12 protein-coding genes are annotated in these 13,517 nt (G+C 31.9%); 8 read left to right on the forward strand and 4 right to left on the reverse strand.

All coding sequences use genetic code 11. From position 1 onward, the window contains the following. Window positions 1-10 precede the first annotated feature (10 nt). Complete coding sequence (locus DM397_RS12965; RefSeq protein ID WP_111377995.1) at window positions 11-1,252, forward strand: O-antigen translocase; 1,242 nt, start codon at window positions 11-13, stop codon at window positions 1,250-1,252. Here the strand turns inward: DM397_RS12965 and DM397_RS12970 are convergent. Further along, window positions 1,249-2,133, reverse strand: coding sequence for a glycosyltransferase family 2 protein (locus tag DM397_RS12970; protein WP_111377938.1), 885 nt, complete (start codon window positions 2,131-2,133; stop codon window positions 1,249-1,251). The genes DM397_RS12965 and DM397_RS12970 overlap by 4 nt on opposite strands. 101 nt (window positions 2,134-2,234) lie before the next feature. Here DM397_RS12970 and DM397_RS12975 point away from each other — a divergent pair, with 101 nt between their 5' ends. Both DM397_RS12975 and DM397_RS12980 read left to right on the forward strand, forming a co-directional pair. Further along, on the forward strand, window positions 2,235-3,080 hold the full coding sequence (locus DM397_RS12975; RefSeq protein ID WP_111377939.1) for a glycosyltransferase family 2 protein: 846 nt from the start codon (window positions 2,235-2,237) through the stop codon (window positions 3,078-3,080). Continuing rightward, on the forward strand, window positions 3,073-3,480 hold the full coding sequence (locus tag DM397_RS12980; protein WP_111377996.1) for a sugar 3,4-ketoisomerase: 408 nt from the start codon (window positions 3,073-3,075) through the stop codon (window positions 3,478-3,480). Before DM397_RS12975 ends, DM397_RS12980 begins: the two co-directional genes overlap by 8 nt. Here DM397_RS12980 and DM397_RS12985 read toward each other — a convergent pair. From DM397_RS12985 to DM397_RS12995, 3 genes are read right to left on the reverse strand one after another with little or no spacing between them, the layout of a single operon-like run. After that, the gene (locus tag DM397_RS12985; RefSeq protein WP_111377940.1) at window positions 3,467-4,402 is read right to left on the reverse strand and encodes a glycosyltransferase family 2 protein; all 936 of its coding nucleotides are present in this window, start codon (window positions 4,400-4,402) and stop codon (window positions 3,467-3,469) included. The two genes, DM397_RS12980 and DM397_RS12985, sit on opposite strands and share 14 nt — an antisense overlap. A 6-nt stretch (window positions 4,403-4,408) precedes the next feature. Continuing rightward, complete coding sequence (locus DM397_RS12990; protein ID WP_111377941.1) at window positions 4,409-5,293, reverse strand: glycosyltransferase family 2 protein; 885 nt, start codon at window positions 5,291-5,293, stop codon at window positions 4,409-4,411. Beyond that, window positions 5,293-5,976, reverse strand: coding sequence for a cell division ATP-binding protein FtsE (locus DM397_RS12995; RefSeq protein ID WP_111377997.1), 684 nt, complete (start codon window positions 5,974-5,976; stop codon window positions 5,293-5,295). Before DM397_RS12995 ends, DM397_RS12990 begins: the two co-directional genes overlap by 1 nt. 242 nt (window positions 5,977-6,218) lie before the next feature. Here DM397_RS12995 and DM397_RS13000 point away from each other — a divergent pair, with 242 nt between their 5' ends. The 5 genes from DM397_RS13000 (at window position 6,219) to DM397_RS13020 (ending at window position 13,242) form a co-directional block, all read left to right on the forward strand. Next, the gene (locus DM397_RS13000; RefSeq protein WP_111377942.1) at window positions 6,219-9,233 is read left to right on the forward strand and encodes a tetratricopeptide repeat protein; all 3,015 of its coding nucleotides are present in this window, start codon (window positions 6,219-6,221) and stop codon (window positions 9,231-9,233) included. Window positions 9,234-9,313: 80 nt separating this feature from the next. Beyond that, window positions 9,314-10,177 carry a PhzF family phenazine biosynthesis protein gene (locus DM397_RS13005; RefSeq protein ID WP_111377943.1) on the forward strand — a complete coding sequence of 288 codons (864 nt, stop codon included), beginning with the start codon at window positions 9,314-9,316 and terminating at the stop codon, window positions 10,175-10,177. Between the two features lie 133 nt (window positions 10,178-10,310). Next, complete coding sequence (locus DM397_RS13010; RefSeq protein ID WP_111377944.1) at window positions 10,311-12,062, forward strand: TonB-dependent receptor; 1,752 nt, start codon at window positions 10,311-10,313, stop codon at window positions 12,060-12,062. Between the two features lie 132 nt (window positions 12,063-12,194). Then, window positions 12,195-12,725, forward strand: coding sequence for a GNAT family N-acetyltransferase (locus DM397_RS13015; RefSeq protein WP_111377945.1), 531 nt, complete (start codon window positions 12,195-12,197; stop codon window positions 12,723-12,725). Window positions 12,726-12,792: 67 nt separating this feature from the next. Next, window positions 12,793-13,242: a hypothetical protein gene (locus DM397_RS13020; RefSeq protein WP_111365260.1), complete on the forward strand. Its 450-nt coding sequence runs from the start codon at window positions 12,793-12,795 to the stop codon at window positions 13,240-13,242. Window positions 13,243-13,517 lie beyond the last annotated feature (275 nt).

The following is a 13,517-nucleotide window of genomic DNA, read 5'->3' on the forward strand; positions in this document are numbered from 1 at the left end:
TCAAACGAATTTGTTTAAGATTACTTCTTTAAACAGTTTAAGTGTTGCTTTAAAAATCGGAATTGGATTAATTACTTCAAAAATATTAGCAGTTTTTGTTGGGCCAAGCGGAATGGCTCTCGTTGGAAATCTTCGTAACTTTTTAACTTCATTGGAAAACATCTCCACTTTAGGTTTTCAAAATGGAATCGTAAAATATACAGCTGAAAGCGAAAAAAGCAAAATTGAACTTCAAAAAATAGTTTCAACCGTTTTTATTACTTTAATAGGAGTTGCGGTTCTCTTAAGCGTCATTCTGTTTTGTTCGGCTTCCTATTGGAATGAAAAAATCTTTGGAAATAATACAGAGTATTTAATTGTTTTTAAAGTTTTATCGTTCGCTTTGCCAACTTATGGACTTTCTGTATTTTTTATTGCTGTAATTAATGGTTTAGGCAAGTTTAAAAAAGTAATCGGAATCAATATCATCGGAAACCTTATTGGTCTTCTGACTTCTGTTTTTTTGATTGTAGAGTTCAAGACTACAGGTGCTTTAATGGCAATTATAATCGCGCCAGCATTGCTGTTTTTTATCACCCTTTATTTGGTTCAAAAAGAGATTCAGATTTTTCAATTTATAAAATTAGATGTCTTCGATTTCAAAGTTTTAAAAAACCTTTCAGCTTATTCTTTAATGACGCTGGTTTCGTCTGTTTTTGGGCCTTTTGTGTTTCTCGCAATCCGAAACCATATTATTCAGGATTTAGGAATACAAGAAGCTGGATATTGGGAAACCATGACACGTATTTCGAGCTATTATTTAATGTTTATCAGTGCAATTTTGAGCGTTTATTTTCTGCCAAAATTGTCCAAAGCCCAAAACAATCAGGAAACTAGAAAAGTTTTTTTTCAGTACTATAAATATATTTTGCCAGTTTTTATACTTGCGCTGGCGATACTTTATTTTATGCGCTTTTTTGTTATTCAATTGCTTTTTACAAAAGAGTTTTTACCAGTAACCAATTTGTTTTTTTGGCAGCTTTTTGGAGATGTTTTTAAAGTTTGCGCTTTAATTTTAGGCTACCAATTCTTTGCAAAAAGAAAAACTTTCATGTTTATTTTAACCGAATTCTTTTCTTTGTCAGTCTTATATTTTTCTAGTTTGTATTTTATTAAAGAATTCCAAATTGAAGGCGTTGTAGTAGCTTACGCCTTTGATAATTTAGTTTATCTGTTAGTGTTGGTTTTTTACTTTAGAAAGAGCCTGTTTTAAAATCGAAGTTTTAGTTCAAGAGGTATATATTTTATGAATAGCCAAACATCTATTGTTCTAAGCGCTTTTTCCATTTCAAAATGCAGTCTTTTCATTAGCGCCTTATTTTCTTCTTTAGTTTTATTTAAAGCAATTGCTTTTTTTATAACCAAATAGGAAGAATGGTTTATTTTTCTGGTTCGAGAATTAAACTTTTTGTAAAATTGACTTCCTAGAGAATTGCTTACTTCTCTTTTCTGAACCAAAATAGAATCAACAAATTCAAAATTATAATTTCTAGAAGCTCTAATCCAAAAGTCAAGATCTTCATAAGCAAGATCTTCGTCGTAACCATTAAGTTGTTCCAAAACTTCTCTTTTCATCATTGAGGACACGGAACAAATCATGCTGCTTTGGCTTAACATGGCCAAATAAATATCTCCAGATGCAGGTTTTTTTAACGCTTTTTTCTCCGCATCAACTTCATAATAATAACGAATATGATTGTTGTTTTCTGAAATTACTTCTGCATTTCCATATACTGCAGCAAGATTTTTTTTATTAGAATTTAAGAAAGCATTTACTTGTTTTTCGATACAGTCGTTTAATAAAAAATCATCAGCAGCTAGGTCTATTACATATTCACCTTTTGCAAATTGTAGCGCTTTATTGAATGTTTTCGTATTCCCTAAATTAGTTTTGCTAGAAATAAACTGAATTGTAGGATGATCTTTAAGCCAGTGCACGATAACTTTTTTAGAATCATCATTGCTGCAGTCGTCTGCAATGATAAGTTCAACGTTTTGATAGCTTTGGTTTAACACCGAATTCAATGCTTCAACTACAAATTTTTCATGATTGTAACATAAACAGATAACAGAAACCAATGGTAAGTTTTGCATAGAAAAAATTGCTTTTATAGAGCCAAAAATAAAGAATATTATAACGGTTTTATAAAAATTAAATGGAAACTACTATTTAGTATTTCTATATTTGTTTAACTATGAAGAATAAATTGGATAACTTTTTTAAAGAGAGTGACATCGAAATTTTAATTTCTACAATGAATCAGAATTCATTGGATTTTTTAGTTCCGATGTTTCCATATTCACATTTTTCTAGTTTTTCTATTTTAATTATAAATCAAACTCAAAAAGAGAAAATCTTAACTTCTGATTATTTTAATGTCAGAGTTATAAATTCCTTTGAAAAAGGATTGGCAAAAAGCCGAAATCTGGCTCTCGAAAATGCTCTTGGAAAAATTCTTGTCATTGCTGATGATGATGTTGTTTATAAAGAAGGATTTGCAATTAAAATAATTGATGTCTATAATAAATTCCCCAAAGCGGCTGTAATAAATTTTGAAGCGGAAAATTTAGATGGAAGTTTAATTAAAAAATACCCTTCAGATTCTAAAGCCAATTTGAATATTTTTGATGTTTTGAATTCAAGTTCAATAGAAATGACTTTGAATAAAAAGATTATTAATGAATCGAAAGTTTCATTTGATGAAAATTTTGGCTTAGGAGCCGTTTTTGAAATGGGAGAAGAAGCTATTTTTTTATCTGACCTGAAAGCAAAACAGAAACAGCTTGTTTTTGAACCTCAAATAATTGTAATCCATAAAAACCAGACTTCTTCAGAAAAGAAAAGCATTGATGATAAATATTACATACAAGGCGCTTTGTTTTCGAGAATCTTTAAAAAGAAATATCTTTTTTGGCTGTATGTCAAACTCTTTTTTGATTTAAAACAAAACAATATTAAATTTAAAAACGTCAAAAGACTTGTGGCAATTGCAAAAAAAGGGCATATAAAATTTGAACAAATCCAGCATGAAAATGAGTAATAACGGAGTACAAATCATTTCGATTCCTAAAATTGAAGAACGACGAGGAAATTTATCTGTGATAGAAAATGATACAGTTCCTTTTGATATAAAAAGGGTTTATTATTTATATGATGTTCCAACGGGATCGGAGCGAGGCGGACATGCGCATAAAGATTTGCAGCAGTTTCTTGTCGCTTTAAGCGGAAGTTTTGATGTGGTTTTAAATGATGGGAAAGAAGAAACAATCGTTACTTTAAACAAGCCTTATGAAGGTCTCTTGATTAAATCTGGGATTTGGAGAGAACTTAGAAATTTTTCGTCAGGTTCGATTTGTTTGGTTGTAGCTTCGGAAGTATATATTGAAGAGGACTACATTCGGGATTTTGATGAATTTGTAGAATATGTTAATCGTAGATAGAAAAATCAAACCCAATTCTTTTTAGAGTGTTTTTTGATTTTAAAAATAAGCGCAGAAAAACAGAAGGCATTTTTAATAAAAGCTGAATTTTTAAATTAATATTTTGCGGGTCAACATCTTTTAGATAAAAACTTGCTTTTTCTTTATTCTCAAAAATATAATAGCGCAGACCATATTCAATTCGGTATAAATCGAGAAAGTTCTTAAGAGAAGGATTTTCTTTTTCTGAAAGTTTAAATTGTTCAAAATCCATTAACTTCATTGAGTTTACATGATTTTTAGTAACACTATTTGGAATGTCGAAATTGTAAATAGCTGTTGTTTTATTGGTGATAGCAACAGGATATTTTATCCCTATTTTAGTCCATAATTCTAAATCCTGGCCATTTGTTACATTTGGTGTAAATCCTTCAATTTTTTCTAAGATTTCCTTCGGAATTGCCAGAGATGAAGTCCATGTAATTCTAAAAGGTCTGTTTGAGAAAAAATAATCAGAAACAATTCCTCTAAAAGATTCATTGATTCCATTATAAACAGGAATTTTAAAATGTTTTTTTGAAATTTTGATTTTATGACGAGAACAATAAATGCCACAATCTGGAAAGTCTTGAAATAAATTAGCTAGTTCCTGTAAATGATCTGGAAGCCAAAAATCGTCTGCATCCATTAATGCAATCAGTTTCCCTTTTGATTTTTCTATTCCGAGATTTCGTGCAATAGAAACGCCTTGATTTTCTTGATTGTAAACTTGTATTCTGTCATCATTAAAACCACGCACTAAAGCTTCGCCATTGTCAGTCGATCCATCGTTTATTACAATAATTTCATAATCAGTAAAAGTCTGACTGAGAATACTTTTTATTGTGGTTTCGATATGATTTGCTTTATTGAATAAAGGAATAACAACAGAAAAGAAAGCCATAACAATTTATTGTTTTAAATCGCAATAATAACCCAATTTATACAAATCTAATACATATAAATTAGGATTTTTTGAAGTTAAATTATTGATTATCTGTTTTTTACTTGCTATGTAAAGTGCTTTAAAAATTCCGTCTAAATGAAGCTTTTCCAAAATTAGATAAACCTTAGTTAGTTTAACGTCTTTAGAATCAATTTTTCCAGAAGAAATTAAGTTGCAAAGATTTCTAACAGCCTTTTCGGTTTTGTTGATAAAGTCTATGCTGTTTTCATCATTACAATGAATTAGTAAGTTTTCAATATGAGTAATAGGAACTGAGTTTAATCGAAGTTTTTTTATAAAAACAAGATCTTCATAACCATATTCGTTAATAAATTCAGGAAAAGGATATTGCAGAAGAATTTCTCTTTTTAAAAGTAGGTTCCATGTAAAAACGAAATCATAATTGTTTTGAAGTCTTTGACTCAAAGATTTAATTTCTCTTTTTCTGCCATATTTCCACCGAAGTATTTTTTCTTGTGAAGGAATACTATCTGAGTATTTAACACCTCCAAAAATGACATCTGGCGCTTTTGATAACAAATCAATATAATTTTTGAGATATGATTTGTTTTCCGGAAAAGCATCGGCTTCCATGATCAAAACATAATCATATTTTGATTTAGAGCATAAAGAGTTGATGTTTCTGCCTCTTCCTAAATTTTCATTATTAATAGAAAAAAGGCAGTTTTCTAAAGAATTTATTTGATTATTTTCTTCAATAAATTTCGCGCTGGCATCATCCTGAACAATGATTTCATATATAATTCCTAAATCATCAGCCTGATGTTTAAGTTCTAAAACAAGTTTAGAAACATCATAATTGTAAACCGGAATTAAAATAGAAAGCATTACACGCTTCTTTGCACCACTTCGAAGATTCTTTCATCTTCACATTTTAGAGTCTTAGATGGGAATTTCATTAATAAAGCATAATCGTGAGTTGCCATAATGATAGTTTTACCAGCGGCGTTGATTGCTTTTAATACTTCTAATACTTCAGAACTTGTTTGAGGATCAAGGTTTCCTGTTGGTTCGTCTGCCAAAATAAATTCAGGATCGTTAAGCAATGCTCTTGCAATTGCAACACGCTGCTGTTCTCCGCCAGAAAGCTGATGAGGCATTTTGTTTACAAAATCTTTCATGCCTACTTTGTCCAAAACTTCATCAATTTTGTGCTCCATAGCTTCTTTTTCTGTCCAGCCAGTAGCTTTAAGAACAAAAAGCATATTGTCTTTTATAGAACGGTCTGGAAGCAGTTTGAAGTCCTGAAATACAATTCCGATTTTACGTCTCAAGTACGGAATATCTTTTTCTTTTAAAGTAGCCAAATCAAATTCGACAATATGTCCTTCACCTTCAATTAAAGGTAAATCAGCATATAAAGTTTTTAGAAAACTACTTTTTCCAGAACCAGTTTTCCCGATAATGTAGATAAACTCTCCATGATTAACATCTAGATTAATATGAGATATAATTTTTCTTCCTTCTTGATATATAGTGACTTCTTTAAGAGACAGTACGGTTTGTGACATAATAAAATTGGTTTGAATGGTAAAAGTAATAAGATAACGTTTGTATTCAAAATAAATTTGAATCATTTCTTAGGAAAAAGTTTAAAAAATGAAATGTTTTAGAAAGTTTGAGAACCAATAAATTGAAGTTTATTAAACCTTAAAATCATAAACGATTATTAATTTGTTTATAATAAAACCTAAAAACGTTTCGTTATAAAGCGTATAAAATGATACTTTTGAATACCTAAATATTAATCAAAATGCGTAAACTATCCAGGTTCTTTATATTCCAAATTCTCCTTACTTCGACAATAGTTTCGGCACAGAAATCGGCTATTTATACTTACGAATTAAAGGATTTTGACAAAGCACTGGCTTTATATAATGATAAACAATATGCTTCGGCTCAATTGATTTTTGAAAAAGTAAAATACAATGCCACAAACGAAGAAGTTCAGTCAGATTGTGCTTTCTACATTGCCAATTGTGCCATAAGAACCAACAAAGCAAACGCAGATGCTTTGGTGGAACAATTTGTAAATGATTATCCGACAAGCACCAAACAAAATCAGGCTTATATCGAGGCGGCTCAATTTTTCTTCGAGCAGGGAAATTACCCAAAAGCATTGCAATGGTTTGATAAAGTGGATGAAAGCTACATGAGTAAAACCGAATCGGATAAGTTTAACTTCATGAAAGGCTACAGCTATTTTAACGCTAAAAAGAAAAAGGAAGCCACCAATTATTTCAATAAAGTAGTCAATTCTAAAGAATATGGTTCTCAAGCCAAATATTACTTAGGTTTTATGGCTTATGAAGGAGACGATTATAAAGAGGCGACTAAATATTTTGATGAGGTTTCTGGCGAAGAGAAATACAAAGAAAAGCTGTCTTACTATCAGGCCGATATGAATTTCAAATTAGGAAATTTCCAAAAAGCGATTGATTTAGGATTGGTAGCCATGAACAAATCGAACGATATTGAAAAATCGGAATTGAATAAAATTATTGGAGAAAGTTATTTCAATTTAAAACAATATGGTAAAGCGATTCCGTATTTAGAGCAATACGCAGGTAAAAAAGGAAAATGGAACAATACAGATTTCTATCAGTTAGGTTATGCGTATTATGAGCAGAAAGAGTATGAGAAAGCAATTTCTCAATTCAACAAAATTATCGAAGGAAAAGATTTTGTTGCCCAAAACGCTTATTACCATTTGGGTTTAAGTTATTTAAATACGGGTAAAAAGCAAGAAGCTTTAAATGCTTTCAAGAATGCTTCTGAAATGGATTTTAATGCACAGATTCAAGAAGATGCCGCTTTAAATTACGCTAAATTAAGTTATGATATTGGAAATGCGTATCAAGCTGTTCCAGGTATTTTATTAGATTTCCTTAAAAAATATCCAAACAATTCAAGCCGTGCTGAGGTAGAGAAACTTTTGGTCGATTCTTATATTTCTTCTAAGAATTACAAAGAAGCACTGGTTTTATTAGAAAAAAACAGAACTGCTGAAAATAAAGCAGCGTACCAGAAAGTGCTTTTTTACCGCGGATTGGAATTATATAACGAAAATAATTACCAAGAAGCTGGTAAAATGTTCAAAAATGCTATTAGCGAACAAAAAACGCCTGAGTTTACTGCTCGTGCCACTTTCTGGAAAGCAGAAACAGAATATTTGAATGATGATATGCAAAATGCTCTTCTGACTTACAAACAATTTGCTGGAATGGCCGCTGCAAAATCTACAGATGAATATAAAAACATCAATTACAATATTGGCTACACGTATTTTAAATTGAAAGAATACGATCAAGCAGCAAACTCTTTTCAAGCGCAGATCGATAATTCACCTTCAGACAAAGTTCGTTTAAACGATTCTTACTTACGTTTAGGAGACTGTCGTTTTGTGACTTCAAAATACAGCGCGGCAAACGAGGCTTATGCAAAAGCAATTGCAGCAAAAGGTGTAGATGCAGATTATGCACAATTTCAAAAGGCACTTTCTTATGGATTCATGTCGAACAATGCGAAGAAAGTGGATGAATTGAATAACTTCCTTCAGATGTACAAAAAATCGTCTTATAGAGATGATGCTTTGTTCGAATTAGGAAATACCTATGTTGCAGAAAAGAAAAACGATCAGGCTTTGAAAACGTATGATCAATTGATTTCAGAATTCCAAAACGGATCTTTTACTTCAAAAGCAATTTTAAAGCAAGGTCTGATTTATTATAATTCTGATCGTGATCAACAGGCTTTAACGAAATTCAAGAAAGTTGCGGCAGAATTCCCGAAAACTCCAGAGGCTTTAGAAGCAGTTGCCACAGCAAGATTAATCTATGTTGATTCTGGAAAAGTAGACGAATATGCAACTTGGGTTCGTACTTTAGATTTTGTTGAGGTTTCAGATGCTGAATTAGACAATGATACTTACGACGCTGCTTTCAAACAGTACAGTCAAAACAATAGCAAAGCTGCGATTACAGGCTTTGGTGGTTATGTGAGCAAATTCCCAGCAGGATTACACGCTTTAGAAGCTAATTTCTATCTGGCGCAGCTTTACTATGCTGAAGGTTCTGAAACAAAATCGACATCAAATTATCAATATGTAATCGATCAGCCTAGAAATGAATATACAGAGCAGGCTTTAAACAGATTGGCTCAGATATATCTGAAAGCAAAAGATTGTGATAAAGCAATTCCGGTTTTAAAACGTTTAGAAACAGAAGCAGATTATCCGCAGAACAAAACTTTCGCGCAGGCAAACTTGATGAAATGTTATTATGACAAAAAAGATTATGACAATTCGGTTACTGCTGCTGAAAAAGTTTTGGAAAACCCAAAATCTGATGCAGGAGTAAAAGCCGATGCTCAAATCATTGTAGCAAGAGCGGCGATTCAAACAGGAAACGAAGATAAAGCGAAAACAGCTTATGCTAAATTAATGACAAGTTCAAAAGGAGAACTGGCGGCAGAAGCTTTGTATTATGATGCGTACTTTAAAACGAAGGAAGGAAAATTTGATGCTTCGAATACTGCAGTTCAGAAATTAGCAAAAAGCTATTCGGCTTACAAATATTACGGAGCAAAAGGTTTAGTGTTGATGGCAAAAAACTTCTACGGGTTAAAAGACAGCTATCAGGCGACATATATTTTAGATAACGTAATCAATAATTTTACAGATTATCCAGATGTTGTTGAAGAAGCGAAAAAAGAATTAGGAGCTATTAAAGCGGAAGAGTCTAAAACAAATTCGTCGATTAATAGATAGAGAGAAAAATAGAAGAAAGAGACAAGAAACAAGATTTCAATGAAAAGTCTTTTCTCTTGCTTCTAAAAAAAAAGAAAGAAATGAATTTACCTTTTTACATAGTTGATGTTTTTGCTGATAAGAAATATGCTGGAAATCAGCTGGCAGTTTTTATGGACGCAGAAAATTTAAGTACAGCACAAATGCAGCAAATTGCGCGCGAGATTAATTTTGCGGAAAGCACATTTGTTACCAAACTAGACAAAGAAAATAATAAAGCTGAAATTAGAATTTTTACCCCAGCACACGAAATGCAGTTTGCGGGACATCCAATAATTGGAACTTCTTGGGTTTTGATGAATAAGATTTTTGAAAACGAGCCGACCGAAATTAAACTTGAAGTTCCGATTGGACCAATTGCAATTCGTAAATCAGGCGATTTGATTTGGTTAAAAGCGGCTCAGCCTAAATTTTGGGATACGTTTTCGAAAGAAGATTTTACACATTTCAGTAATCTGCAAGTGAGTGATTTTGAAAATCAATTTCCAGTTCAAGAAGTAACAACGGGAAGTGCTTTTGTAATGGTTCCGTTGAGCAGCAGACGAGCTTTAGAAAATTTGGTTTTAGATAAAGACAAAGCAGATCTATGGATGAGACAGCATTGTAAAACAGATCACAGAGGTTTGTATTTTTATTATTTTGAAGGTTCAAAAGTAACAAGCAGGTTATTATACATCGAACACAATCAATTAATGGAAGATGCTGCTACGGGAAGTGCGAGTACGTGTCTACAAGCTTCTTTATTAAAATACAATACCAAAGAAATTGAGCTTATCAATTATCAAGGAGAATTTATCAATAGACCTTCTGAAATCTATTTTAAAGGAAAATTAGCTGACGAACAATATGATATCAATATAGGCGGGAAAGCCCAATTTGTTGCCAAAGGGGAGTGGGAAGCTTAGGAGTTAGAAAAATAGAAGCCAGAACAAAGAGATAAGATATTAGAAATAGAATAAAAAATATAGAGAAAAATTAAAGATAAAAGAGAAGTCTTTCTTCTTGATTCTTTTTTCTATTCTCTTAAAATAAAGAAATATGAAATTAAACTGCCGACATAAAATAATCATTTTGTTAGTGTTATTTACAGCTCAGTTTTCGATTGCACAGAAGAAAAATGAAAGTATTGGAACCGAAACTGTAAACGTAGTAAAACCTTATTCGCCTACTATTTCAGATGCTTTTAAAGTGAAAGAAACACCTTCACTTGACGATAGCGGTAATCAGCCGAAAGAAGTTATTAAATACAGTATTTTGTCTGTTCCTGTGGCATCGACTTTTACGCCTTCAAAAGGAAAAGCAGAAGGCGTTGAGAAAGCTAAAAGAGAAAAATTGTTTAATAATTACGCCACTTTAGGGCTTGGAAACTACAGCACTTTAAATGGTGAATTATTCGTAAATCAGGATTTAGGGAATAATGATTATGTGGCAGGAATGTTTCGTCATCACTCTTCTCAAGGCGGAATTAAAGATGTAGAATTGAATGATGAATTTTACGATACATCAATTAATGTGGGTTATGGTCAAAACAATAGAGATAATACTTGGGGCGTAGATTTAGGGTATCAAAACCAGATTTACAACTGGTACGGACTTCCGTCAGATTTTGGATCGACAATTCCAGATCAGCGTTATGATTTGGTAAACAGCATTAATCCAGATCATTCTTATAATACTATTTGGGTTGGCGGAAATGCAGAGTTTAACGAAAGTATTTTTAGTAAACTTTCTGCGAAATTCACCCATTTTTCAGATAGTTATTCTTCGTCAGAAAATAGGTTTTATCTAAAGCCGACTTTTACAGTTGATGTAATGGATCAGGCAATTAAAACCAATGTAATTGTAGACCATGTAAGCGGTTCTTTCAAAAATAATTATTTACAGGACAATACAGAAGCTTTAAAATATAGTTTTACAAATGTTGGAATCGAACCAAGTTTTGTAATCAATGAAAACGAATGGACATTAGAATTAGGAGCTGGAATTTATTATAGTGCGGATTCTGAAAATAGCGGCAATAAATTTTATTTCTATCCAAAAGTAAATGCTTCGTATAAATTGGTTGGCGATTTAATGATTTTCTATACTGGAGTTAATGGAGGTTTAAATCAAAATTCTTATGCTGATTTTGTAAGCGAAAATCCGTTTTTATCTCCGACATTAAACATGCGTCCGTCAAGCACGCAGTACAATGTTTTTGCTGGATTAAAAGGAAAATTGGCTAACAATGTAAATTATAACGTGACTGCTTCTTATTTGAATGAAAAAGATAAAGCGCTGTTTAAAGCAAATGATTATACAGAAGTAATTACAAATGAAGATTACGCTTTCGGGAACTCGTTTGGAGTAGTGTATGAAGATATTAGAACGTTCCGTTTCTACGGAGAATTAAAGGCAGATTTCTCTCAAAATGTAACTTTCGGAATCAACGGAACTTTTAATAGTTATAATACAGACAACGTAGTTGAAGCATGGAATTTGCCAACAATGAAATTAAGTTCAACTTTAGACGTTAATATTACTAAGCAGTGGTATGCAGGATTGAATGTGTTTTATGTTGGAGAAAGAAAAGATATGCAGACCAATACTTCTTTAGGAATTGACGCTACGCCAATAACTTTAAAAAGCTATTTTGATGCCAATGCGCATGTTGGGTACAAATTCAACGAAAGATTAACGTTTTTCTTGAAATTGAACAATATTGGAAATCAAGCCTACGAAAAATGGTTGAATTATCCTGTACAAGGATTCCAGGTTTTAGGAGGCGCAAACTATAAATTTGATTTTTAAGAGATCTTTGCCATAAAGATACCTAGGCACTAAAACATTTTAAATGAATGTGCCTTTTTTTTTCAGCCATGAGCTCATGAATTTTTTGGAGTAGATTCGTGAATTCGTGGCTGTTTTTTTTAATTTTATAAAATGGAAATTATATTACGTCAAGAAAATAAAAATGATTTTGAAAGTGTTTTTCATTTGATAGAAAAAGCTTTCGAAAAGGAAGAGTACAGCGATCATAAAGAACAGTTTTTGGTCGAAAGATTAAGAAAATCGGATGCTTTTATTCCAGAACTGTCTATTGTTGCTGAAATTGATAATAAAATTGTCGGTCATATTTTATTTACTAAACTTGAAATAAAAAGTGAATCTCAAATCTTTCAGTCACTAGCACTTGCTCCAGTTTCGGTTTTGCCTGAGTTTCAAGGAAAAGGAATTGGTTCTAAACTTATTTTACATGGACATGAAATTGCTAAAGGTTTAGGATACAAATCGGTTATTTTATTAGGCCATCAAGATTATTATCCAAGATTCGGATATGAACTTTGTGAAAAATACAATATCAAAATGCCGTTTGATGTTCCCGCTGAAAACTGTATGGTAATTGCGTTGGTAGAAGATGGTTTAAAAGGAATAAGCGGAGAAGTGGTTTATCCAAGTGCTTTTTTCGAATAAAAATTTAGACAAAGAAAAAAAACCTTTGCACCTTTGCATCTCAGAACCTCAGTACCTTTAAAAAAAAATGACTTTCAAAGAAAAAATATATTCTCACTATACTCAAATGGTTCAAGACCGAATTGATGTTTTTAAAGACATGATTTCGGGTTTGACAGAAGATTCAAAAAACGATGCCAAAGGTTCTGCTGGTGATAAACACGAAACGGCTTTGTCGATGATGCATATCGAACAAGAGAAACTGACTAATAAACTAAAGGAAGCTTTAGAGCAAAAAGCAATTTTAGATAAAATTGATCCGCTTAAAACAACAGAAAACATTGTTTTAGGGAGTTTAGTAAAAGCAAACGGAATCTATCTGTATGTTAGTGTCGCGCTTCCTAAAATAGCAATTGACGGAATTAATGTTATTGCGCTTTCTCCGCAATCTCCATTAGGAAATCACTTAATGGGTAATAAAGCAGGTTTTCAGTTTGAAATAAATAAGACACATTATACTATTCAAAGCGTTGAGTAATGTATTCGTCTATAAACAACTTTGTCAAAGTTTTAAACTTTGACAAAGTTCTCTAAAGATTAGACATAAAGTAATTCCACGCAGTTTGTCATCCTGACGAAGGAAGGATCGCACTAGAAACTCGATAAAGATTGGCGAACTAGCATGCGGAATTACTTGTGTGATCTTTCCTTCGTCAAGATGACAAGTAAGGCTCAAAATCTAGGTAACACTAGATAAACAATAATTTCCGAACAACTTTCTATCTCTTCTTTATGAATCTTTTATTTGTAATA

Origin of the sequence: Flavobacterium nitrogenifigens (assembly GCF_003254565.1) — a bacterium.
Taxonomy (GTDB): Bacteria; Bacteroidota; Bacteroidia; order Flavobacteriales; family Flavobacteriaceae; genus Flavobacterium; species Flavobacterium nitrogenifigens.

Excerpts from the sequence above, each read along its gene's own strand:
- DM397_RS12970 (WP_111377938.1), bottom strand. The coding sequence starts at position 2,133 with ATGCAAAACTTACCATTGGTTTCTGTTATCTGTTTATGTTACAATCAT.
- DM397_RS12975 (WP_111377939.1), top strand. The coding sequence starts at position 2,235 with ATGAAGAATAAATTGGATAACTTTTTTAAAGAGAGTGACATCGAAATT.
- DM397_RS12980 (WP_111377996.1), top strand. The coding sequence starts at position 3,073 with ATGAGTAATAACGGAGTACAAATCATTTCGATTCCTAAAATTGAAGAA.
- DM397_RS12985 (WP_111377940.1), bottom strand. The coding sequence starts at position 4,402 with ATGGCTTTCTTTTCTGTTGTTATTCCTTTATTCAATAAAGCAAATCAT.
- DM397_RS12990 (WP_111377941.1), bottom strand. The coding sequence starts at position 5,293 with ATGCTTTCTATTTTAATTCCGGTTTACAATTATGATGTTTCTAAACTT.
- DM397_RS12995 (WP_111377997.1), bottom strand. The coding sequence starts at position 5,976 with ATGTCACAAACCGTACTGTCTCTTAAAGAAGTCACTATATATCAAGAA.
- DM397_RS13000 (WP_111377942.1), top strand. The coding sequence starts at position 6,219 with ATGCGTAAACTATCCAGGTTCTTTATATTCCAAATTCTCCTTACTTCG.
- DM397_RS13005 (WP_111377943.1), top strand. The coding sequence starts at position 9,314 with ATGAATTTACCTTTTTACATAGTTGATGTTTTTGCTGATAAGAAATAT.
- DM397_RS13010 (WP_111377944.1), top strand. The coding sequence starts at position 10,311 with ATGAAATTAAACTGCCGACATAAAATAATCATTTTGTTAGTGTTATTT.
- DM397_RS13015 (WP_111377945.1), top strand. The coding sequence starts at position 12,195 with ATGGAAATTATATTACGTCAAGAAAATAAAAATGATTTTGAAAGTGTT.
- DM397_RS13020 (WP_111365260.1), top strand. The coding sequence starts at position 12,793 with ATGACTTTCAAAGAAAAAATATATTCTCACTATACTCAAATGGTTCAA.